Source organism: Roseovarius sp. A46 (assembly GCF_004126395.1).
GTDB lineage: Bacteria > Pseudomonadota > Alphaproteobacteria > Rhodobacterales > Rhodobacteraceae > Roseovarius > Roseovarius nitratireducens.
The window spans coordinates 1-20,445 of sequence record NZ_PVWS01000018.1; the positions used below are offsets into that span (position 1 = coordinate 1).

A 20,445-nucleotide genomic window follows, 5' to 3' on the forward strand; every position below is an offset into this window, starting at 1 on the left:
ACCTTCTTCTTCATCGCATCACGCAGGCTGGGAAAGGCGGGCTGTTTCGGCATCGGCAGGACTCCTCTGGCGGACGCCCCAAACCTATCAGATTAGGCAGAAAGTCGCAGGTTTTTCAGACGTTCCTGTACCATCACTTCTCGTGAGGATATCAGAGCCGAGATAGAGCTCAAGTCCCGCGGCGAGCCCTGAGATGTTCATTCGAGCATTCCCGCTGGGGCCAATGGTTGGGTAGTCGTGCAGTAGTTCGATATCGGGCAGCTTTATCACTTTGAGGTTTCTTGGTAGATTGAGTCCCTTCAACGAAAGCAGAGCTTCCTCAGCTCCAGTATCGTTATCGAATAAGGCGACAATACGGTTGGCAACTCCCGCTGCAACGAATGACTTCACAAGATTGACGAGGTTTCCCGCCCCTCCCGGGATGCCGAATTCTTCATAGTCAAAAAAAACAAACCTGTCCGCAAGCCGCGGAAAAATTGCGGTCATTGCCGCCTTGAGGATCCGTATGTCACTTTTTCCTTCGACCAAGACAATCGTCTTCGAGTTTCTAAAGATGTCCGCAGCGCTATCGAACTCATGCTCTAACAAAACCCCAACAGGGTCGTCACCAATCACTAAATACTCACTTTGAACCAGATCGGTTACATCATAGCAAACCACCTCGTTAGGGCTCGCGAAATCGCACATGATCCTTAGTGAAATTAGGAAGTCGTAGCTTGGACCATAATCGAGCTCGTAGTCTCCGCCAACAAGTTCTAAAACCTTGCTTGCTTCACTTGATACATTCTTGCGATTACCGCAAGCGATCAATTCCTTAGTCGCTTTGACCCAGTCTTCCACGGAGATGCGAGACAACTCTTCGGCTTCCCGTTGATTCATTTTCCGAAGGGTCTCATAGTTCGGGCCAGCATACTTGTCCGCCATCTCTCTTTTCCACGCGACGTTCCGGTCTCGCCATGCATAAAATGCCGTGCGAACATTCTCGCTTGAGTATCCGAGGTACTCCAAGCGCTCGCTGATCTCTGAGAGAGTTGTTGCGTAGTAGTGAATTTCTGAGATGAAGCCCTCTTCGACCTCAGCGTCTTCGGTTGCATCCAGATAATGCTCCCGAAGCGGTACGGGAACGCCGGGAGTTCCCGGATCGACCGAGTGGAACTCATCCCTTTGGAAGAGGCCGACGACATCTGGAATGACGTCGTTCTTTGAGGAGACTGCAAGTAGCCGCCCAACGTATAATTCAGCATAAGATCCCATAAGCGTACTGAGCCCAAAATGTTAAGCACTGCAATTGAAAAATGCGCATTTCATCGCGCTGGGTTGCTATGCTCGCATCCCGTGGTAGGATATCTAGCTTCAGCCAACTGTTTCGCCGCTCCGCTCCGGTCCCCGCTCTTCGCTGGCTTCTCGGACCACGGTCGAGCGTCGACTGGCCGCGATTTTCCTGCGTGTCGCCGCCATTCATGAGTGGCGCGGCAACAATCCGCTCTCCGCCAACCGAACCACACCTCAGGGGGCGACAACCAGCCGCAAAAGCCCCCCACCCTCTCGCACTTGCAGCATCCTAACCAAGACTAAACGGTCCGTCCTGCCCCACCCTCTCCTCCGACCATTTCGGTCAAGGAGGGCCTACCCCTGACCCATACCGCCCATCCCCTGGGCCTGTCCTGTCGGTCGGACGGCACGGGGACAGGGTGCCCCGAAGGCCCCGCACCCCACCCCAACGGGCACCGTCACGGTGCCCCTCCCGAACCGTGCGGTTCGTGCGCTGAACCGTGCGGTTCGCGCCCGCGTCACAGCATCATCACCCCCCGCCGGATCAGATTCAGCCCCGCCAGTAGCAGCACCCAGAGCGTCACCTTGCGAAAGGTTTCCTGGTCGAACCGGTCCTGCAAGCAGAAGCCCAGCCCGATCCCCAAGAGCGCCGGCGGCACCAGCGCCAGCGACAGCGGAACCGTCTCCGCCCGCAGCACGCCAGAGCCCACATGAGAGGCCAGCAGCAGCACCGCGCCGAGGCCATAGATCACCCCCTGCACGCGCATTTGCTCGGTCTTCTCGGTGCCGCGCGCGGTCAGCATCGCCACGGTGGGCGGCCCCCAAATCCCTGATAATCCACCGAAAAGACCGGCAAGCGCGCCCATCCCCGCCTCGCCCCGCGCACCACCCTCGGGCGACAGGCGCAACCCCCGGCCCAGCAGCGTCGACATCGCGTAGGCGGTGATCAGCGGCCCGATGAACAGGAACATCGCGGCGGGCGGCAGGAGCGGCACGAGTTGCGCCGCCACCACCATCACCGCGCCCCCCGCCAGCAAAAACACCCGGAACCGCGCCACCGACGCCAGCGCCGCGCCCACCCCCTGCCGCAACGCCTGCCACAAGTTCGTCGCCAACGTCGGCAAGATCAACCCCGCCAACGCCAGGTCCGGCGCCATCATCGTGCTCAGCCCCGCGATCAGCACCGTCGGCATGGCGAACCCCACCACCCCCTTGACCAGCCCCGCGCAGACCGCCACGCCAAGGGCGAGGCTCCAGCCCCAGAGTGGGCCAATATCGAAAAACGCTTCCATACCCGAGTGTTAGCACAGGATTTGCGCCACAACACAAGAAATCAAAACGCAACTTTAGAACAAAAACCTGCGACAATTGGCATAATAGTTGCGCTGCACCTGCATCATGGATAAAAGGCCCCGGAACAGGAAAGGATACGTTTCATGGCACATGACGGACAGGATATTGCAATGTCGGAGCCGATCCTCCTGAGCGACCTCACGGCGCTCACCCAAGCCGCACTCGCGCCCGCCGAAGCCCTGCTGTCGCAAGCGCGCGAGGCGGTTCGCGCGCAGGTCACCGTGGATGGCCGCGTCTCGGGCGCGGCGATGGACGCAGCACAAGGTGCGACCCACGGGCTCGCGTGGCTGGCCACCTATGTCGAATCGCTGCGCCAGATGCAGGGCTGGGCCACGCGGCTCGACGAACAGGCGCAGTTCGGAGAGGTCGAGCAACTGATCCTTCAGATCGCGTTCGGCGAGTATCTCGCCCAGATCGCGGGCGGGATCGCGATGAACCAGGGCGAGATCGCACGCCCCACCGAGATGGGGCTCGATGAGGCTGCGCTCGACGCATTTCGCACGCCCGAGGTGACCACGCTGATCGCGCGCGGCAACACGCAGGCCGCGCGCCTGGCGCTCGTCGCCCTGATGCAGGAGCGCGCCGCCGAGATCACCGTGGGCCGCACCGGGCTCGATGACGAGCTCGAAATGATCCGCGAACAGTTCCGCCGTTTCGCGGTGGAAAAGGTCGAGCCCTATGCCCATGAGTGGCACCTCAAGGACGAGCTCATCCCGATGGAGATCATCGAGGAACTGGCCGAGATGGGCGTCTTCGGCCTGACCATCCCCGAGGAATTCGGCGGGCTCGGCCTCAGCAAGGCATCAATGGTCGTGGTCTCCGAAGAACTGAGCCGCGGTTATATCGGTGTGGGCAGCCTCGGTACCCGCTCCGAGATCGCCGCCGAGCTTATCCTTTGCGGTGGCACCAAGGAGCAGAAGGAAAAGTGGTTGCCCAAGATCGCCAGCGGCGAGACCCTGCCGACGGCGGTATTCACGGAGCCCAATACCGGCTCGGACCTGGGCAGCCTGCGCACCCGCGCCGTGCGTGACGGGAACGGCGACTGGAAGGTGACCGGCAACAAGACCTGGATCACCCATGCCGCCCGCACCCACCTGATGACGCTGCTGGCGCGCACGGTGCCAGACACCAGCGATCACGGTGGCCTGTCGATGTTCCTCGCGGAGAAAGAGCCCGGCACCGACGAAGCCCCCTTCCCCACCTCCGGCATGACCGGCGGCGAGATCGAGGTGCTGGGCTATCGCGGCATGAAGGAATACGAGCTTGCCTTCGACGATTTCCACGTCAAGGGCGAGAACCTGCTGGGCGGCGAGGAAGGCAAGGGATTCAAGCAGCTCATGGAGACCTTCGAGGCCGCCCGCATCCAGACCGCGGCGCGCGCCATCGGCGTGGCGCAATCGGCGCTCGACGTATCTATGCGCTACGCGCAGGACCGCAAACAGTTCGGTAGGTCCCTGATCGAATTCCCCCGCGTCGCCAGCAAACTCGCGATGATGGCGGTCGAGATCATGGTGGCGCGGCAACTGACCTATTTCTCGGCCTGGGAAAAGGACAATGGCCGCCGCTGCGACCTCGAGGCCGGGATGGCCAAGCTCCTGGGCGCCCGAGTGGCCTGGGCCGCGGCCGATAACGGGCTGCAGATCCACGGCGGCAACGGCTTTGCGCTGGAGTACACGATCAGCCGCATCCTGTGTGACGCCCGCATCCTCAATATCTTCGAGGGTGCCGCGGAAATCCAGGCGCAGGTGGTGGCGCGGCGCCTGCTGGGCTGACGCGCGACCCTTGCCAATCCGCCCGGGAGGGGCCAACAAAGGGGCATGGACGGCCATGCCTTCACCCTCGCGGGCGCATCTCTCATCGCGCTGCCCTCGGGCGCGCTCTACTGGGAGGCGCGCAATCTGCTTTGCGTCTCCGATCTGCATCTCGGCAAGGCGCTGCGCCGGGCGCGGGCGGGCGAGCCGCCGCTTCCGCCCTACGAGACGCGCGATACCCTGACCCGGCTCGAATCCGACCTGCGTCGCACCGGGGCGGGCACAGTCATCTGCCTTGGCGACAGCTTCGACGACGCCCAGGCCGCGGATGCCCTGCCCGAGGCGGAAAAGCTGTGGGTCACACGCCTGCAGGCCGGCCGCCGTTGGGTCTGGATCGAGGGCAATCACGATCCCGGCCCGGTCGATCTCGGCGGCGCGCACTTGGCCGAATTACCGAATCCCCCCTTCACCTTTCGCCACATCGCCCGACGCGGCCAAGCTGGCGAGGTATCGGGCCATTACCACCCCAAGATGCGGTTGAGCTTGCGCGGTCAATCGATCAGCCGCCCGGCCTTTCTCATCGACGGCGACCGGGTGATCCTGCCCGCCTACGGCACCTGTACCGGCGGGCTGTCCTGCGACGACCCGGCACTCACCGGGCTGATGCGCCCCGAGGCGCTCGCGGTGCTCACCGGCCCCGTGACCCACGTGTTGCCTATGCGTCGGGACGCGCCTCGAACGGGCGAAGGCTCTCGCGAAAGGCGTCCATGAATTCCAGCGTCAGGAGCGACGGCGCCCCGTGCACCGGCCGGACCAGCGCGAGCCGGTGCGGCACCTCCGGCACGAAAGGGCGGTGGACGAGGCCGCGCGCGGCATAGCCCTCGGCGTCGAGCGCGCTTACCACCGAAACACCCGCACCGCGCAGCACCAGCTCGCAGGCGGCAGTGAACTGGCGTATCTCCAGGATCGGCGTCATCGTCACCCCCGCCCCGAGAAACGTCTCCTCCAGCGCGCGAAAGAACGCGCTGTCGCGCCGGGTGTGGATCATCCGCTCCCCTGAGAGGTCGGCGGGGCCGATCTCTTCGCGTTCGGCCAGTGGGTGACCGGGCGGCAGGATGCAGACGGTGCGCACCGGCACGATCTCGGCCTCGACCGCCGGGTGCCCTTCGAATCCGTCGGTGATGCCGCAATGGAACTGTTCGCCGACGATCCATTCGAGTATGCGCTCGGGGCGGTCAGGCTCCACCGTCAGCGTGACGCCGGGCCGGTCGGCGATGAACCGCGCCAGCACATCGGGCAGGTGCGAGGTCGAAAACCCCGGTAGGCAGGCAAGTCGAAGGTGTCCGGCCTTGCGGTCGTTGAGGCTGCGGCTCAGTTCGCCGATCCGGTCGAGCGTTTCCAGCACGCGGTGGATGTCGGGCAGCAGGAACCGCGCCTCCTGTGTCGGCACCAGCCGCCCGTCGCGCCGCTCCACGAGCGCCAACCCCGTCTCCGCCGCGAGATCGGCCAGCAGCCGGCTCACGGCGGGCTGCGTTATGCCGAGTACCTCGGCCGCGCGGGTCATCGAGCCGGTGACGGCGACACGTTCGAGCGCTTCGAGTTGACGCAGGCGCAGGCGGGCGGACATGGGCAGCTCCGGCGGTGAAATGGTGTGAGGGCAGGGTCGCAGAAGGCTTGTAACAATAATATGATATTATATTAGAGCGTATATTTGCACGGTTGTATTATGTCAATTTCCGTGTAGCGTAGAGCTTGCGTGATCGCCGCGGTCGACAGGGGATGTTCGGCTGCGCTCGTTTTATGGGAGAGGATACCATGCAGAAAACGGCATTTGGCGCGCTTCTGGCCGCCACCACCGCGCTGTCGCCGCTTGCCGCGACGGCCCAGACCGAAATCCAGTTCTGGCACGCCTTTACCGGGCGGCTGGGTGAGCTTGTGGCCGAGCAGGTCGCGACCTTCAACGAAAGCCAGGGCGATTACAGCGTCAACGCCACGCACAAGGGCAACTACTCCGAGACGCTCAATGCCGGGATCGCCGCCTTCCGCGCGGGCGAGCAGCCGCATATCTTGATGGTGTTCGAGGTGGGAACGGCCACGATGATGGGGGCCGAGGGCGCAATCAAGCCGGTCTACGAGGTGATGGACGAGGCAGGCGCGGATTTCGACCCCGACGCCTACATCGGATCGGTCAAGGGCTATTACACCACCACCGACGGCCAGATGCTGTCGCTGCCGTTCAACTCGTCCACCCCGGTCCTGTGGGTCAACCGCGATGCGCTGGAGGGTGCGGGCATCGACCCCGATACCGACCTGAGCACCTGGCAGAATGTAGACGCGGTTCTGGATCAACTGGCCGAGGCGGGGCATGAATGTCCGCTCACCACAGCGTGGCAGAGCTGGATTCACCTCGAGAACCTCTCGGCCTACCACGACGTGCCATTCGCCACGCAGGATAACGGCTTTGCCGGGCTCGACACCGAGCTTGCCTTCAATGGCCCGGTGCAGGTGCAGCATATCGCGCAGATGGGCGAATGGGCCGATGAGGGCAAGTTCATCTATGCCGGCCGCCGCAACGAGGGCGGGGCGAATTTCCGCGCCGGCGAATGCGCGCTCTTCACCGAAAGCTCGGCAGGTTATGCGGGCATCAAATCCGAGGCACAGTTCGAGTTCGATGTGCGCCCGCTGCCCTATTGGGAGGGCGTCGAGGGCGCACCGCAGAACACCATCATCGGCGGGGCCTCGCTCTGGGTGATGGAAGGGCATGAGCCCGCCGAGTACAAGGCCGCCGCGGCATTTCTCAACTTCCTGTCGTCGCCCGAAATCCAGGCCAAATGGCACCAAGACACGGGCTATCTGCCGATCACCACGGCGGCGGGCGAGCTGACCCGCGAACAGGGCTTCTACCAAGAGAACCCCGGCACCGACGTGGCGGTGAAGCAAATGACCGCAAAGGCCCCCACGGCCAATTCCAAGGGCCTGCGACTCGGCTCCTTTGACCAAATCCGCGGCATTATCGACGAAGAGCTCGAGGCCGTCTGGTCAGGCGACAAGGACGCGCAGGCGGCGCTGGACTCCGCGGTCGAGCGCGGCAACCAGCTCCTGCGCCGTTTCGAGCGCGCCAGCAACTAAAGATCGCGGGGGCCGGGCAACCGGCCCCCGGGGCCGCCAAGCATGGAAAAACGTGTCACCTTCAAGGGCTGGCTTCTGCCGCTCTGCCTGATCGCGCCGCAGGTGTTCATCTCTGCGGTGTTCTTCTTCTATCCCGCCGGACAGGCGGTGTGGCAGTCGCTGTTCATCCCCGACCCGTTCGGCCTCTCGTCGCAATTCGTCGGCCTGGAGAATTTTGAATACCTGCTGGGCGACCCCTATTACCGCGCCTCATTTGTCACGACCGCGATCTTCTCGACGCTGGTGACGCTCGCGGCGATGATCCCGGCGCTGTTTCTGGCGGTCATGGCCGACCGGCTGGTGAAATCGGCGAGCGTCTACCGCACACTGCTGATCTGGCCCTATGCCGTGGCCCCGGCGGTCGCAGGGGTGCTTTGGCTCTTTATGTTCAACACGCGCGTGGGTGTCATAGCATGGTATCTGGGGCAGCTGGGCTATGACTGGAATCATGTGCTCAATGAGGGCGAGGCAATGGGGCTCGTCGTCGTCGCCTCGGCCTGGGGGCGCATCAGCTACAACTTCCTGTTTTTCTTCGCAGCCCTGCAAGCGGTGCCCCGTTCGATCATCGAGGCCGCCGCCATCGACGGCGCGCGGTTCTGGCGGCGGTTCTTCACTATCGTGTTGCCACTGCTGTCGCCCACCACGTTTTTCCTGCTGGTGGTGAATATCGTCTATGCCTTCTTCGAGACGTTCGGAGTCATTCACACGATCACCTCGGGTGGGCCGCAACAGGCCACGACGATCCTTGTCTACAAGGTTTTTTCCGACGGGTTCGTGGGGCAGGACCTGGGATCGAGCGCCGCACAATCGGTAATCCTGCTTATTGTGGTGGGGCTGCTCACGGTGCTGCAATTCAAATACATCGAAAAGCGGGTGCATTACTGATGGCGACCGAGATCACGGGCATGGTGGAAAAGCGCGGCATGGGCCTCTGGCTCACGCATGTGGCCATGATCACCGGCGTCCTCGTGATCTTCTTCCCGATCTGGCTGGCCTTCGTCGCCTCCACCGTCAGCCAACCCGAGATCGTGCAGCCACCGATGCCTGTCTGGCCCGGCGACAAGTTCCTTGAGAACTACACGGCCGCGCTCTTTTCCGGTGTCAACGTGCCGGTTGCGGTGATGCTGGGCAATTCGCTGATCATGGCGGTGGGGATCGCCGTGGGCAAGATCATCATCTCGCTTCTGTCAGCCTTTGCCATCGTCTATTTCCGCTTTCCGGGGCGCAACTTCTTCTTCTGGCTCATCTTCATCACGCTGATGCTGCCAGTCGAGGTGCGGATCGTACCCACCTACGAGGTGATCGCGGGGTTCGGCATGCTCAACAGTTATTCCGGCCTGATCTTTCCCCTCATCGCCTCGGCCACCGCGACGTTCCTTTTCCGGCAGTTCTTTCTCACCGTGCCGGACGAATTGGCCGAGGCCGCCCGCGTGGACGGCGCGCGCCCGATGCGGTTCTTCTGGGATATCCTCCTGCCGATGAGCCGCACCAATATCGCAGCACTCTTCGTGATCCTGTTCATCTACGGTTGGAACCAGTATCTCTGGCCGCTGCTGATCACCACCGATCCGTCGATGAACACCATCGTGATGGGCATCAAGCAGATGTTTCCGTCAGGTGACGACGTGGCCGACTGGCCGGTGATCATGGCCACGTCGATCCTTGCGATGGTCCCGCCGGTGGTGGTGGTCATCTCGATGCAGAAACTCTTTATCCGCGGCCTCGTGGACAGCGAGAAATAGGCGACATGGCAACCGTAGAACTGGACGATATCAGGAAACGCTTCGGTCCGACCGAGGTGATCAAGGGCGTCAGCCTCGACGTGGCCGATGGCGAATTCATCGTCATCGTCGGCCCCTCGGGCTGTGGCAAGTCCACATTGTTGCGCATGGTCGCAGGGCTGGAAACTATCAGCGACGGAGAATTGCGCATCAATGGCACCCGCGCCAACGAGCGTGAGCCGATGGACCGCGACATCGCGATGGTGTTTCAGAACTACGCGCTCTATCCGCATATGAGCGTCGCGCAGAACATGGGCTACGGCCTTCGCATCAAGGGGCTTCCCAAGGCGGAGATCGCCGCCAAGGTGCAAGACGCGGCGGAACTCTTGCAACTGACTGAGTTGCTTGACCGCAAGCCCCGGCAGCTCTCGGGTGGGCAGCGGCAGCGCGTCGCCATGGGCCGCGCCATTGTGCGCGAGCCGTCTGTGTTCCTGTTCGACGAGCCACTGTCGAACCTCGACGCCAAGCTTCGGGTGCAGATGCGGCTGGAGATCCGCGAGTTGCAGGCGAAGCTTGGCATCACGTCGCTCTATGTCACCCACGACCAGGTCGAGGCGATGACCATGGCCGACCGCATGATCGTGATGAACGAGGGCCGCGCCGAGCAGGTCGGTACCCCGCTCGACGTCTACGAGCGGCCCGAAAGCCTCTTTGCCGCGCAGTTCATCGGCAGCCCGTCTATGAATGTCGTGGCGGCCGAGGGGCGCGAGAACGGTCTGCATCTGGGCGATATGGTCCTGCCCAACCCTACCGGTGCGCATGGCCCCGTGATGCTCGGGCTGCGCCCCGAGCATCTCTCGCCCGACCCTGGCGGCCCGATCACCATGGAGGTGTTGCTCGCCGAGCCGCTCGGGGCCAACACGCTGCTGCACGGCAGGCTCGCAAATGGCCAGAGCTTCACGGCAAGCCTCCCGGGGGTGCACCGCGCAGGCCAAGGGGGCGAGACACTGCGATTGTCGATTCCGCCTGAAAACATACATGTCTTTGACAGGGAGACGGAGCGGCGGCTGGGATGATTTTGGCCTTGAGCTACCGTTCGGTCTCTGGCCCCGGCGCGGAGTAAAGCCCGCCTCGGCTATCCCGCCGTTTCGCCCTCTGCCGCCGCCTCGATCCGTGCGCGCTCGGCGTCACTCTCGTAGCTGGCCCAGGGTCGGTCAGTAGCAGTGGGCGGCAGGTCACCGGGCTTGCGGGTAAGGTGCAGATGCGTCTTGGCCACGAAATGCCCGGTGATCGGCGCGGTCAGGAACAGGAAGAGCGTGATCATCAGCTCGTGAAACGAGAACTGTCCGACCACGAAATAGAAATACAGCATGGACGCGATCAGCGCTCCTCCCACCCCCAGCGTCGTGGCCTTGGTGGGTGCGTGCAACCGCATCATCGGGTCGGGCAGCTTGATGAGCCCGAAAGAACCCACCAGTCCGAAGATGCCGCTGATGACCAGACAGGCCGATATCACGATCTCGACGATCATCGCGCCCTCCCTATTCGATTATGTCCCCGCGCAGCAGGAAGCGCGTGTAGGACACTGTGGAAATGAAGCCGGTCATGGCGATGATCATCGACGCCTCGAAATACATCGTCGTGCCCTCGAGGATGCCGAAGAGTGCCAGGAGCGCGATGGCGTTGATCACCATCGTATCGAGCGCGAGGATGCGGTCACCCTTGGTGGGCGCGCGCACGACCCGATAGATATTGAGCAGCAGGGCGAGGCCGAAACAGGCGAAAGCGAAGGTCAGCGCGTATCCGATCATTCGAATATCTCCTTCAGCCGGGTCTCGTAGCGCGCCTTGATACCGTCGCGCACGGAATCGGGATCGGGCGCGTCGAGGCAATGCACCAACAGGCTGCGCCCATCCGCCGCCACGTCGCTCGACACGGTGCCAGGCGTCATGGTGATGGTACCCGCCAGCACTGTAATCGCCTCAGGCGAGCGCAGCTCGAGCGGAATGGAAATCCAGGCGGGATGCGTGTTGGCGTTGGACTTGAACAGGATCACGTAGGCCACCTGCACATTGGCCACGCAGATATCCCAGAGCGCGATGAAGATGTACTCCACGATCCGCGGCAGGCTGCGAAGCTTGGGCCGGTTGGGCCAGTAGGGCGCGGTTACGAGCGGGATGATCAGCCCGAGGATCGCACCGAGTACGAGGTTCCCCAACGTTACCTTGTTGACCAGCATCTGCCAGACCACGATCAGCAGCAACGTCAGGAACGGATGGGGCAGGATCTTGCGCAGCATCGTCTCTCCTCCCTCAGCCCTGTCCCAGAACGGCTTCGATATAGACGGCGGGCGCGTGCAACTGCGCCGCCGTCGCCTCCAGATAGCCCATCACCGGCCCCGCGAATACCGAAAGCGCCACGATCCCGGCCAGTAGTCCGAAGGCCGCGACCAGCGGCAGTGCCGGTTGCGGCACGGGGTGCGTTTCCGGTTCGCCCCCATTCACCTTCCAGAACACGACGCTGCCCGCCTGCGCGAACCCCAGCACGGCCACCAGCGAGGTAACCAGCACCGCGCCCCAGATCAGCCAGACATCTGCCATTTGGCGGGTGGCATCCAGGATCAGCAACTTGCCGACGAAGCCCGAAAACGGCGGCAGCCCCGCCACGGCGATCGCTGCGCCGAACCACAGCGCCGCCAGCATCCCGTGCTGCGCCATCCGCGGCCCCGGCTTCAGCGCGCCCGCCAGCACGCCGCGCCGCTCGCGCACCAGATCGACAACCACAAACAGGAGCGCCCCGCCCAGTGTCGAATGGATCGCGTAGTAAAGCGCCGCTGCCGTCGATTGCGGTGTGAATACCGCCACCGCGATCAACAGTGTTCCCATCGACCCGATCGAGGCAAAGGCCGCCAGCCGCCCCAGTCGCCTAGCCCCGAGAATGCCGATCATCCCCGCCGCCAGGGTGAGAAGTGCGCCATAAAGCAACACGTCGTCAATCAGGTTGGTGGTGACGTCGAGATCGGGGCCAAAAATCAGCGTGTAGAAGCGCAGGATCGCGTAGGCGCCGATCTTGGTCATGATGGCAAAGAGCGCGGCCACCGGCGCGGGCGCCTCCGCATAGGTGTTGGGGAGCCAGAAATGCAGCGGCAAGAGCGCCGCCTTGATCGCGAAGACGAGGAACAGCAACATCGCACCGACCCGCAACAGCGCGCTGTCCTCGACAGGGATTTCAGCCGCGCGCACCGCAAGGTCGGCCATGTTGAGCGTACCAGTCACGGCATAGAGCGTGCCAAGCGCGAACAAAAACAGCGTCGAGCCCAGCAGGTTGTAGATGACGTATTGCACCCCTGCCTTGAGCCTGCGCGCGCCGCCCGCGTGGATCATCAGCCCGTAAGAGGCGATGAGCAGCACCTCGAAAAATACGAAGAGGTTGAACGCGTCGCCGGTAAGGAACGCGCCACAGATTCCCATGAGCTGAAACTGCCACAGTGCGTGGAAATTGCGCCCCCGCTGATCCCAGCCCGTCCCGATGGCATAGAGCAGCACGACGAGAGCCAGCACCGCCGTCAGCAGCACCATCATCGCCGACAGCCGGTCGAGCACCAGTACGATCCCGAAGGGCGCTGGCCAGTCGCCCAATTCGTAGACACTGATGCCGCCCCTTGCGGCCGTCACGGCCAGCGCCAGCGCGATGGCCAGGAGCGCTACGCAACTCGCTACCGAGAACACCCGTTGCAGCGCCGGATGATGCCGCATCGCCAGTGTCAATATCGCCGCCATGATCGCCGGCAGAACCACGGGCGCGATGATCCAGTGGCTCATGCCTCGCCCTCCCGGCTCTCATCCTCGGGGGGCAGGCTCACATCGTCCGAGCGCGACGACAGGTAGGCCCCCAGCGCCAGTATCACCACCACGGCCGTCATTCCGAAGGAGATCACAATGGCGGTTAGCACCAATGCCTGCGGCAGCGGATCGGTATAGATCTCGACACCCTTGCGCAGGATAGGCGGTGCATCGACGACAAGCCGCCCGGTCGCGAACAGGAAGAGATTGACAGCGTAGGTCAGGAGCGACAGTCCGATGATCACCGGAAAGGTCCTGAGCCGGAGCACGAGATACAGCCCCGCCGCCGTCAGGACCCCGATGGTCGTTGCCATGAGCAGTTCCATATCAGCCCCCCCCGCCGCTCTCGCCGGTCTCTTCGCGTGCCGGGTCGACGTCCATCGGCAAGACGTTGACAGTCTCGCCGGTGCGCCGCGCCATGCTCGACAGGCTCTGAAGCGCGAGCATCACGGCCCCCACCACCGTGAGGAACACGCCCAGGTCGAAGGCCATCGCAGTAGCCCATTCGAATTCCTCTATGGGCGGGTAATGCAAATAGCCGTAATCCGAGGTCAGGAATGGCCGCCCGGCGAGCCACGCACCGACACCGGTCAGCGCTGCGATCAGCACACCAAGGCCGATGGTGGCGTGATAGGTTACGCGCTGCCGCGCCTCCGCCCAGCCATAGCCCGAGGCCATGTATTGCATGAGAAACGCGATGGCCACGATCAGCCCGGCGATGAAGCCGCCGCCCGGCTCGTTATGCCCGCGCAGGAAGATGTAAGCCCCCACCATCAGCGCGATGGGCATCATTACGCGGGTTGCCACCACCATCATCAGCGGGTGGCGGTCGCCCGCCTGCCCCTCGGGGTTGGTGTCCGGGCCCCAGTTCGCCAGCCAGCGCCCGCCCTCGCCGCGCAGCACCGTGTCGGTCAGCGCGAAGATGATCAGCGCCGCGATGCCCAACACGATGATCTCGCCGAACGTGTCGTAGCCGCGGAAATCCACGAGGATAACGTTGACGACGTTGGTGCCACCGCCGCCCTTGTAGGAATTGGCGAGGTGAAAGGCCGAGATGCTCTCGAAGGCGAAATCACGCACCAGGATCGCATAGGTGAGCCCGGTCACGGCCACACCGCCCATCACCGCGACCGCCCCATCGCGCAGCCGCCGTGCAGGGTGGCTCTCGGCGGGGGTCTCGCGCGGTAGGAAGTTGAGCGCCAGCAACAGCAGGATAATGGTTACCACCTCCACCGAAATCTGCGTAAGCGCGAGGTCAGGGGCCGAGAAGTAGACGAAACTCAGCGACACCATCAACCCCACGATCCCCAGAAGCACCAGTGCCGTAAAGCGGGCGCGATGATAGACCACCAGGAGCGCGGTCGCCACCAGCAGGAGCACCCAGCCCACTGCCGGCACCAGCGCTACCGGCAACGGCTCGCGCGTGGGCGGTGCCATTCCGCCGGCCTGCCAGGCGAACCAGCCCAGCACTGGAACCACCACCGAGAACACGACGGCGTTGCGCATCAGGCTACCATCGTGCACCCCGTCGGTAAGTGCCGTGCTCGCCCGCGTCACCGTACGGGTCACGGCGTCGAACATGGTCTTGGCTTCGGGGCGTGGGGTGGCGTTCCACATCCGCATAAGGGGTGCGTGCAGCGCCAGCAGCACCGCCCCGCCAGCGACCGCGATCACTGACATCCAGAAGGCGGGCACCAACCCGTGCCAGTGATATATCTTGACGTGTGGGTCCGCCTGCGTAACCGCCTGAGCGCTGATCTTTACCAGATCGCCTGCGAATGTCATCGGCATGAAACCGATGAGGATCACCAGCACTGTCAGAAACGCGGGCGCGGCCCACATGCCGAAGCCGGGATCATGGGGAGGCGCCGGATAATCGTGCCGCCTGCGCCCAAGGAACACGTGCGCTATGTAGCGAAACGAGTAGGCCACCGAGAACAACGCGCCGAGCGTGGCCACCGCCCCCATCATCCACGCCGGACCAATCCAGTACGTATGGGCCACCTCCTCGAGCATCATTTCCTTGGAGAGGAACCCGTTGAGTGGTGGGATGCCCGCCATAGACAGCGCCGCCACCGTGGCGATGGTGAAGGTGATCGGCATCAGGTGCCGCAGCCCACCCAGCCGCTTGATGTCGCGGGTATGCGCCTCGTGATCGACGATCCCCGCGGTCATGAAGAGCGCGGCCTTGAAGGTCGCGTGGTTGATGATGTGGAACATCGCCACCACCGCCGCCGCCTTGGTCCCCAACCCCAGAAGCATGGTGATGAGGCCAAGATGACTGACCGTGGAGAAGGCCAGAAGCGCCTTGAGATCGTCCTTGAAGAGCGCGATCTTGGCACCGATCACCATTGTGATCAGACCTGTCGAGGCCACGATCCAGAACCATTCCGGCGTCCCCGCCAATACCGGCCACATCCTCGCCATCAAGAACAGCCCCGCCTTCACCATCGTAGCTGAGTGCAGATAGGCCGAGACCGGCGTCGGCGCGGCCATGGCGTGCGGCAGCCAGAAGTGGAACGGGAACTGCGCCGACTTGGTGAAGCAGCCCAGCAGGATCAGGATCAGCGCGGGCAGGTACATCGGGCTCGCCTGAATGGCGTCCTTCTGCGTCAGGATCACGCTCAGGTCATAGCTTCCGGCGATATTGCCGAGGATCAGCATCCCCGCGATCATCGCCAGCCCGCCAAGCCCCGTCACCACGAGCGCCATGCGCGCGCCCTGCCGCCCCTCGGGTAGGTGCTTCCAGTAGCCGATGAGCAGGAAGGACGAGAGCGACGTCAGCTCCCAAAACACCAGCAAAAGCAGGATGTTGTCGCTGAGAACGATTCCCACCATCGCGCCCTGGAATAGCAGCAGGTAAGTAAAGAACTGCCCCATCGGATCCTCGCGCGACAGGTAGAACCGCGCGTAGAGGATGATGAGAAGCCCGATCCCGAGGATCATCCCGGCAAACAAGAGCCCCAGCCCGTCGAGCATGAAATTCACGTTGAGGCCGAGCGACGGCAGCCAGTCGATGCCAAAGGTCAGCACCTCGCCGCGCATCACCGATGGCACACAGAGCATGAGCAGCGTGAGCGCGAGAATGGTCGGCGCGGCGGTGAAGGCGGTGCAGGTGTTGCGCCCCGCCTGTATCATCAACCCCGGAAGCAGCGCGCCCAGAAACGGCAGCGCCGCGATGATCGGCAAGAACCCTGCGGCGCTTTCCATGGCGGCCTGCCCCCTGTCCCGTGGCCCGCTCCTCAAGCCGCGCCTGATAACCGGCGCAGGTCGGACCCTCTCGCGTTAGGAAGCAAGTATAGGCATGGACCGGCACGCAACAAGCCGATTCCGACATTGCAGATTGCAGAATCGGCGCACGGTTCAGAGCCTGTCAGAGAATTCGTCGAGTACGGCAGCATAGACCGCGTGCTTGAACGGCACGATATGCGTCAGCAGGTCCTCGGGCGGCAGCCAGCGCCACTCGGAAAATTCCGGGTGTTCGGTGGCGATGTTCACATCCGCGTCCTCCCCCAGAAACCGCATGAGCAGCCATTTCTGTTCCTGCCCGCGAAAGCGCCCCTTCCAGATCCGCGGAACCAGATCGTGGGGCAGGTCATAGCGCAGCCAGTCCGCGGTCTCGGCCTCTACACACACCTTATCGGGCGTCACGCCGGCTTCCTCCCACAGCTCGCGCAGCGCCGCGTCGCGCGTCGTCTCGCCCGCGTCGATACCTCCCTGCGGCATCTGCCAAGCGGGGGAATCGTTGTCGATGCGCTGCCCGACAAAGACTTCACCCGCGCGGTTGGCGAGCATGACACCGACACAGCGGCGATACGGCAGGCGGGCAATTTCCTCAGGGGTCATGACAATCCTGTAAGGTGGCTTTGGAGGGCACAGTGCGGGGCGGCCCCGCAGAGGTCAAGACAGCCCGGCGCGCCCCCGTTGCCCGGACACCCATCCGTGACTATACGTCCGGCGCGCGGCGCGCTATGGGGAGCCATGCGCCTTTTCCTTCTGACCTCGCTCACCATGATCGCCTTCGCCGCCAATTCGGTCCTGAACCGCATGGCGCTTGCCGGCGGCAGCATTGACGCGGCAAGCTTCGGCACAATCCGGCTTATTGCAGGGGCAGTGATGCTAGGGGGATTATGCATCGCCCTGCGCGGCGGGCTGAGGCTTGGCGGGGCGGGGCGGGCGATCGGCGTGCTGGCGCTCCTCGTCTATATCTACGGCTTCTCCGCTGCCTATATCGCGCTCGATGCAGGGCTCGGCGCACTCATCCTGTTCGGCGTGGTGCAGATCACCATGTTCGCGGGCGGCCTCGTCGCGGGCGAGGCCACGCCGACACGCCGCTGGATCGGGGCGGCGCTGGCCTTTGCAGGCCTTACCTGGCTGCTCTGGCCCGGAGCGGGACCGCAGGTCAGCGTGCTGCACGGCCTGTCGATGGCCGCCGCGGGCGTCGGCTGGGGCCTCTACTCGCTGGCCGGACGGCGCGAACCCGATGCGCTTCAGGCCACGGCGGCCAATTTCATCCTCGCCGCGCCGCTGGGGCTTGTCGTGGGCTTCGCCCTGCCTGCGGGCGCGTCCGGCACGCATGCCGGCACCGAGGGCATTGCGCTCGCCATCCTGTCGGGGGCGGTCACGTCCGGCCTCGGCTACGCGCTGTGGTATCGCGTGTTGCCGGGGCTCGACTCGGCGGTCGCCGCGGTGGCGCAACTGACGGTGCCGGTGATCGCTGTGGCGGGTGGCATGATTTTCCTCGGAGAGAGTATGGGACTGCAAACCCTGCTCGCCAGCGCACTGGTGCTGGGCGGCGTAGCGGTTTCGGTGCTGCGACTCAGGGGCTGACGAGGCGTTCCAAAGGATCGTAGCCCATCCCCCGTGCAAAGGCGACCCGCGCAAGGCTGTCGGGCTTGACCCGAAGCGCCGCCATCTCCTCGCGCGTGACCCAGGACCGACGGCTCACCACGCCCTCGGGGTCGCACCAGTCGTCACGGAGCGCCCCGCTGACGAGACGGCAGCGAAAGAACACCTCGACCTGGTGAAAGCCACTCTCGGGCGCGTGGAACTCGTTGACGAGGCAAGGCGCACCCACCGAGATTACCAACCCCGTTTCCTCGTACACCTCGCGCATCAGGTTCTCGGGCAGCGAGGCATGGGTCTCGACCCCGCCGCCGGGCGCGCACCACAGGGCGCTCGCGGCATCTCTGAAGGCGTTGACCAACAATAGCCGCCCGTCCTCGACGATCACGGCGCGCACGGCCAAGCGGGGCTCGGGCATGATACAGACACTCCGGTTGCGGGGCCACCGGAGACTAGCAGGCGACGTGCGGCGCGCAAGCAAGGGGTTGACCACGCGCGCTCGGTTGTCGACATCTTGCCGGTAACCGCCGCACCCCAACCGGAGAGATGCCCGATGCCAGCCCCTGATACCGCCGCGCTGGACTTCCTGCGCACCCGCCGGTCGCGTCCGGCCAAGACACTCGGCCTGCCGGTACCGGATCGCGTAGCCCTGCGGCCGCTGCTCGAAATGGCGCTGCGCTGCCCCGATCATGGCAAGCTCGAGCCATGGCGGCTCATCGTGCTCGACCGCGCGGCACTTGAGCGCATTGCCGGGCTCGTGGAGAGCTGCGGCAACCGGCTCGGGAAGAGCGCGGCCGATATCGACAAACAGCGCGCTCAATTCGCCGACGCGCATCTCGCCGTAGCAGTGATCTTCTCGCCCAAGCCCTCCGACAAGGTGCCCGCCGTCGAACAGGGCCATTCCGCCGCCTGCGTGGCCTACGGGCTGCTGAACGCGGCGCTCGCGGCGGGCTGGGGGGCCAACTGGCTCACCGGCTGGGCCAGCCACGATACTACCTTTGCCCGCGAAGCACTCGGGCTTGAGACTGAGGAGCGGATCGTCGGCTTCATCCACATCGGCACTGAAACCGCTGCCCCGCCCGAACGCCCGCGCCCCGACACCAACGCCCTCACCACCTGGATGGACGCATGATCTTCACCGCCTTTCTCAAGACACTTGGCCAGATCGGCGACCGACGCTTCCGCCGGGTGCTGCTTCTGGGGATAGGGCTCACCCTCGCGGTGCTGATCGCCGCCTATGTCGCCGTCATATGGCTCATTCAGGGGATGGTGGGCGATACCGCCGTGCTGCCCGTGATCGGCGAGGTGACATGGCTGGGCGACTTGCTGAGCGGGGCGTCGTTGTTCCTTATGATGGTGCTGTCTGTGTTCCTGATGGTGCCGGTGGCCTCGGCGATCACCTCGATGTTTCTCGACGAGGTGGCAGCGGCGGTGGAGGACCGCCACTATCCCGGCCTGCCACCGGTGGCGGGCGCCTCTTTCGGCGAAGGGCTCAAGGACACCGTCAATTTCCTTGGGGTCATCATCCTCGCCAACACGCTGGCGCTGATCCTCTACGCGATCTTCACGCCCTTCGCGGTGTTCATCTTCTGGGGGCTCAACGGCTACTTGCTAGGGATGGAGTATTTCACCCTTGCCGCCATGCGCCGCGAAGGGCGCGTCGCCGCGATCCGCCTTCGCAAGAAAAACCGGCTGACGATCTGGGCGGCGGGGGTGCTGATGGCGATGCCACTCTCGGTGCCGGTGGTGAACCTGCTGATCCCGATCCTCGGGGCCGCCACCTTTACCCATATCTACCACGCTATCCGGCGGAAGGCGGGCCCATCCGGTTGAACAAGTCGATATCGCGCACCGATATCATCCCCGACAGGATCACGTATGCACAAATCGCCCACAGGATCGCGGCAATGCCGGTGGTGATCCACGCCTTTTTCTTCAGGTGATGATGCTCGGGCGATCCGGCCTGCGTGCCGGGCACGATGCGGCCCAGATCGCCCTGCGTCTGGATGCGGACCGGGAGCACCACAAAAAAGGTCAGAAACCAGATCACCACGTAGAGCACGATGGCCGAGGTAATACCCATCAGACCTGCTCCAACTCGGTCAGGGTGCCGTTCATGTCCTTGGGATGCAGGAACAGCACCGGCTTGCCGTGGGCACCGATCTTCGGTTCACCATCGCCCAGCACTCGCAAACCGCTGGCCTTGAGCTGGTCGCGCGCGGCGAGGATGTCCTCGACCTCGTAGCAGACATGGTGGATGCCGCCCGCGGGGTTCTTGTCGAGGAAGCCTTGGATCGGGCTGTCCTCGCCGAGCGGATAAAGAAGCTCGATCTTGGTGTTAGGCAATTCGATGAACACAACCGTCACGCCGTGATCGGGCTCGTCCTGCGGTGCGCCGACATTGGCACCCAGCGCATCGCGGTACTGCGCGCTCGCGGCCTCGAGGTCGGGCACGGCGATGGCGACATGGTTGAGACGTCCGATCATTTCCTG

At 64.0% G+C, this 20,445-nt stretch carries 22 protein-coding genes; 9 read left to right on the forward strand and 13 right to left on the reverse strand.

Annotated features, from left to right (window positions below):
- Nucleotides 1-87 precede the first annotated feature (87 nt).
- Together C6W92_RS10740 and C6W92_RS10745 are read right to left on the reverse strand one after the other, a co-directional pair.
- Nucleotides 88-1,254 (reverse strand): HEPN/Toprim-associated domain-containing protein, encoded by a 1,167-nt coding sequence (locus tag C6W92_RS10740; RefSeq protein WP_129432962.1) that lies wholly within the window; start codon nt 1,252-1,254, stop codon nt 88-90.
- 536 nt (nt 1,255-1,790) lie between these two features.
- Nucleotides 1,791-2,564, reverse strand: coding sequence for a sulfite exporter TauE/SafE family protein (locus C6W92_RS10745; protein WP_129432963.1), 774 nt, complete (start codon nt 2,562-2,564; stop codon nt 1,791-1,793).
- Between the two features lie 144 nt (nt 2,565-2,708).
- On the opposite strand from C6W92_RS10745, the gene C6W92_RS10750 reads away from it, so the two are divergent.
- Both C6W92_RS10750 and pdeM read left to right on the forward strand, forming a co-directional pair.
- Nucleotides 2,709-4,397 carry an acyl-CoA dehydrogenase family protein gene (locus C6W92_RS10750; RefSeq protein WP_129432964.1) on the forward strand — a complete coding sequence of 563 codons (1,689 nt, stop codon included), beginning with the start codon at nt 2,709-2,711 and terminating at the stop codon, nt 4,395-4,397.
- A 45-nt stretch (nt 4,398-4,442) separates the two neighbouring features.
- Nucleotides 4,443-5,147, forward strand: a complete 705-nt coding sequence (gene pdeM / locus C6W92_RS10755; protein WP_129432965.1) for a ligase-associated DNA damage response endonuclease PdeM — start codon at nt 4,443-4,445, stop codon at nt 5,145-5,147.
- Here pdeM and C6W92_RS10760 read toward each other — a convergent pair.
- Nucleotides 5,092-6,003 (reverse strand): LysR substrate-binding domain-containing protein, encoded by a 912-nt coding sequence (locus C6W92_RS10760; protein ID WP_129432966.1) that lies wholly within the window; start codon nt 6,001-6,003, stop codon nt 5,092-5,094. The two genes, pdeM and C6W92_RS10760, sit on opposite strands and share 56 nt — an antisense overlap.
- Before the next feature lie 188 nt (nt 6,004-6,191).
- Here C6W92_RS10760 and ugpB point away from each other — a divergent pair, with 188 nt between their 5' ends.
- Genes ugpB through ugpC form a run of 4 tightly spaced genes read left to right on the forward strand, consistent with a single transcriptional unit; the run spans nt 6,192 to nt 10,341 of the window.
- The gene (gene ugpB, locus C6W92_RS10765) at nt 6,192-7,505 is read left to right on the forward strand and encodes a sn-glycerol-3-phosphate ABC transporter substrate-binding protein UgpB (RefSeq protein WP_129432967.1); all 1,314 of its coding nucleotides are present in this window, start codon (nt 6,192-6,194) and stop codon (nt 7,503-7,505) included.
- A gap of 42 nt (nt 7,506-7,547) precedes the next feature.
- Nucleotides 7,548-8,429: a sn-glycerol-3-phosphate ABC transporter permease UgpA gene (ugpA, locus tag C6W92_RS10770; protein ID WP_129432968.1), complete on the forward strand. Its 882-nt coding sequence runs from the start codon at nt 7,548-7,550 to the stop codon at nt 8,427-8,429.
- A gap of 20 nt (nt 8,430-8,449) precedes the next feature.
- Nucleotides 8,450-9,286 carry a sn-glycerol-3-phosphate ABC transporter permease UgpE gene (gene ugpE, locus C6W92_RS10775; protein ID WP_129433079.1) on the forward strand — a complete coding sequence of 279 codons (837 nt, stop codon included), beginning with the start codon at nt 8,450-8,452 and terminating at the stop codon, nt 9,284-9,286.
- Between the two features lie 5 nt (nt 9,287-9,291).
- Nucleotides 9,292-10,341 carry a sn-glycerol-3-phosphate ABC transporter ATP-binding protein UgpC gene (gene ugpC, locus C6W92_RS10780; RefSeq protein WP_129432969.1) on the forward strand — a complete coding sequence of 350 codons (1,050 nt, stop codon included), beginning with the start codon at nt 9,292-9,294 and terminating at the stop codon, nt 10,339-10,341.
- Nucleotides 10,342-10,400: 59 nt separating this feature from the next.
- Here the strand turns inward: ugpC and C6W92_RS10785 are convergent, their stop codons facing one another.
- From C6W92_RS10785 to C6W92_RS10815, 7 genes are all read right to left on the reverse strand, one after another.
- On the reverse strand, nt 10,401-10,796 hold the full coding sequence (locus C6W92_RS10785; protein ID WP_129432970.1) for a Na+/H+ antiporter subunit G: 396 nt from the start codon (nt 10,794-10,796) through the stop codon (nt 10,401-10,403).
- Between the two features lie 10 nt (nt 10,797-10,806).
- Nucleotides 10,807-11,076 carry a K+/H+ antiporter subunit F gene (locus C6W92_RS10790; RefSeq protein WP_129432971.1) on the reverse strand — a complete coding sequence of 90 codons (270 nt, stop codon included), beginning with the start codon at nt 11,074-11,076 and terminating at the stop codon, nt 10,807-10,809.
- Entirely contained in the window at nt 11,073-11,564 is a 492-nt protein-coding gene (locus C6W92_RS10795) for a Na+/H+ antiporter subunit E (protein WP_129432972.1), read from the reverse strand. Before C6W92_RS10795 ends, C6W92_RS10790 begins: the two co-directional genes overlap by 4 nt.
- Before the next feature lie 13 nt (nt 11,565-11,577).
- Nucleotides 11,578-13,086 (reverse strand): monovalent cation/H+ antiporter subunit D, encoded by a 1,509-nt coding sequence (locus tag C6W92_RS10800; RefSeq protein WP_129432973.1) that lies wholly within the window; start codon nt 13,084-13,086, stop codon nt 11,578-11,580.
- Nucleotides 13,083-13,433: a Na+/H+ antiporter subunit C gene (locus C6W92_RS10805; protein WP_129432974.1), complete on the reverse strand. Its 351-nt coding sequence runs from the start codon at nt 13,431-13,433 to the stop codon at nt 13,083-13,085. The genes C6W92_RS10800 and C6W92_RS10805 overlap by 4 nt, the downstream gene beginning before the upstream one ends.
- Nucleotide 13,434: 1 nt before the next feature.
- Complete coding sequence (locus tag C6W92_RS10810; RefSeq protein ID WP_129432975.1) at nt 13,435-16,317, reverse strand: monovalent cation/H+ antiporter subunit A; 2,883 nt, start codon at nt 16,315-16,317, stop codon at nt 13,435-13,437.
- Between the two features lie 153 nt (nt 16,318-16,470).
- Entirely contained in the window at nt 16,471-16,953 is a 483-nt protein-coding gene (locus C6W92_RS10815; protein WP_129432977.1) for an RNA pyrophosphohydrolase, read from the reverse strand.
- Between the two features lie 135 nt (nt 16,954-17,088).
- On the opposite strand from C6W92_RS10815, the gene C6W92_RS10820 reads away from it, so the two are divergent.
- On the forward strand, nt 17,089-17,937 hold the full coding sequence (locus C6W92_RS10820; RefSeq protein WP_129432979.1) for a DMT family transporter: 849 nt from the start codon (nt 17,089-17,091) through the stop codon (nt 17,935-17,937).
- Here the strand turns inward: C6W92_RS10820 and C6W92_RS10825 are convergent.
- Nucleotides 17,927-18,370 (reverse strand): NUDIX hydrolase, encoded by a 444-nt coding sequence (locus C6W92_RS10825; protein WP_129432981.1) that lies wholly within the window; start codon nt 18,368-18,370, stop codon nt 17,927-17,929. The two genes, C6W92_RS10820 and C6W92_RS10825, sit on opposite strands and share 11 nt — an antisense overlap.
- 135 nt (nt 18,371-18,505) lie before the next feature.
- On the opposite strand from C6W92_RS10825, the gene C6W92_RS10830 reads away from it, so the two are divergent.
- Entirely contained in the window at nt 18,506-19,084 is a 579-nt protein-coding gene (locus C6W92_RS10830) for a nitroreductase (protein WP_129432983.1), read from the forward strand.
- Entirely contained in the window at nt 19,081-19,785 is a 705-nt protein-coding gene (locus C6W92_RS10835; RefSeq protein WP_129432985.1) for an EI24 domain-containing protein, read from the forward strand. The genes C6W92_RS10830 and C6W92_RS10835 overlap by 4 nt, the downstream gene beginning before the upstream one ends.
- Here the strand turns inward: C6W92_RS10835 and C6W92_RS10840 are convergent.
- Together C6W92_RS10840 and mce are read right to left on the reverse strand one after the other, a co-directional pair.
- The gene (locus C6W92_RS10840) at nt 19,754-20,035 is read right to left on the reverse strand and encodes a DUF1467 family protein (RefSeq protein ID WP_104019883.1); all 282 of its coding nucleotides are present in this window, start codon (nt 20,033-20,035) and stop codon (nt 19,754-19,756) included. The two genes, C6W92_RS10835 and C6W92_RS10840, sit on opposite strands and share 32 nt — an antisense overlap.
- Nucleotides 20,035-20,439, reverse strand: a complete 405-nt coding sequence (mce, locus tag C6W92_RS10845; protein ID WP_129432987.1) for a methylmalonyl-CoA epimerase — start codon at nt 20,437-20,439, stop codon at nt 20,035-20,037. The genes C6W92_RS10840 and mce overlap by 1 nt, the downstream gene beginning before the upstream one ends.
- Nucleotides 20,440-20,445: the final 6 nt, after the last annotated feature.

Excerpts from the sequence above, each read along its gene's own strand:
- C6W92_RS10740 (WP_129432962.1), bottom strand. The coding sequence starts at position 1,254 with ATGGGATCTTATGCTGAATTATACGTTGGGCGGCTACTTGCAGTCTCC.
- C6W92_RS10745 (WP_129432963.1), bottom strand. The coding sequence starts at position 2,564 with ATGGAAGCGTTTTTCGATATTGGCCCACTCTGGGGCTGGAGCCTCGCC.
- C6W92_RS10750 (WP_129432964.1), top strand. The coding sequence starts at position 2,709 with ATGGCACATGACGGACAGGATATTGCAATGTCGGAGCCGATCCTCCTG.
- pdeM (WP_129432965.1), top strand. The coding sequence starts at position 4,443 with ATGGACGGCCATGCCTTCACCCTCGCGGGCGCATCTCTCATCGCGCTG.
- C6W92_RS10760 (WP_129432966.1), bottom strand. The coding sequence starts at position 6,003 with ATGTCCGCCCGCCTGCGCCTGCGTCAACTCGAAGCGCTCGAACGTGTC.
- ugpB (WP_129432967.1), top strand. The coding sequence starts at position 6,192 with ATGCAGAAAACGGCATTTGGCGCGCTTCTGGCCGCCACCACCGCGCTG.
- ugpA (WP_129432968.1), top strand. The coding sequence starts at position 7,548 with ATGGAAAAACGTGTCACCTTCAAGGGCTGGCTTCTGCCGCTCTGCCTG.
- ugpE (WP_129433079.1), top strand. The coding sequence starts at position 8,450 with ATGGTGGAAAAGCGCGGCATGGGCCTCTGGCTCACGCATGTGGCCATG.
- ugpC (WP_129432969.1), top strand. The coding sequence starts at position 9,292 with ATGGCAACCGTAGAACTGGACGATATCAGGAAACGCTTCGGTCCGACC.
- C6W92_RS10785 (WP_129432970.1), bottom strand. The coding sequence starts at position 10,796 with ATGATCGTCGAGATCGTGATATCGGCCTGTCTGGTCATCAGCGGCATC.
- C6W92_RS10790 (WP_129432971.1), bottom strand. The coding sequence starts at position 11,076 with ATGATCGGATACGCGCTGACCTTCGCTTTCGCCTGTTTCGGCCTCGCC.
- C6W92_RS10795 (WP_129432972.1), bottom strand. The coding sequence starts at position 11,564 with ATGCTGCGCAAGATCCTGCCCCATCCGTTCCTGACGTTGCTGCTGATC.
- C6W92_RS10800 (WP_129432973.1), bottom strand. The coding sequence starts at position 13,086 with ATGAGCCACTGGATCATCGCGCCCGTGGTTCTGCCGGCGATCATGGCG.
- C6W92_RS10805 (WP_129432974.1), bottom strand. The coding sequence starts at position 13,433 with ATGGAACTGCTCATGGCAACGACCATCGGGGTCCTGACGGCGGCGGGG.
- C6W92_RS10810 (WP_129432975.1), bottom strand. The coding sequence starts at position 16,317 with ATGGAAAGCGCCGCAGGGTTCTTGCCGATCATCGCGGCGCTGCCGTTT.
- C6W92_RS10815 (WP_129432977.1), bottom strand. The coding sequence starts at position 16,953 with ATGACCCCTGAGGAAATTGCCCGCCTGCCGTATCGCCGCTGTGTCGGT.
- C6W92_RS10820 (WP_129432979.1), top strand. The coding sequence starts at position 17,089 with ATGCGCCTTTTCCTTCTGACCTCGCTCACCATGATCGCCTTCGCCGCC.
- C6W92_RS10825 (WP_129432981.1), bottom strand. The coding sequence starts at position 18,370 with ATGCCCGAGCCCCGCTTGGCCGTGCGCGCCGTGATCGTCGAGGACGGG.
- C6W92_RS10830 (WP_129432983.1), top strand. The coding sequence starts at position 18,506 with ATGCCAGCCCCTGATACCGCCGCGCTGGACTTCCTGCGCACCCGCCGG.
- C6W92_RS10835 (WP_129432985.1), top strand. The coding sequence starts at position 19,081 with ATGATCTTCACCGCCTTTCTCAAGACACTTGGCCAGATCGGCGACCGA.
- C6W92_RS10840 (WP_104019883.1), bottom strand. The coding sequence starts at position 20,035 with ATGGGTATTACCTCGGCCATCGTGCTCTACGTGGTGATCTGGTTTCTG.
- mce (WP_129432987.1), bottom strand. The coding sequence starts at position 20,439 with ATGATCGGACGTCTCAACCATGTCGCCATCGCCGTGCCCGACCTCGAG.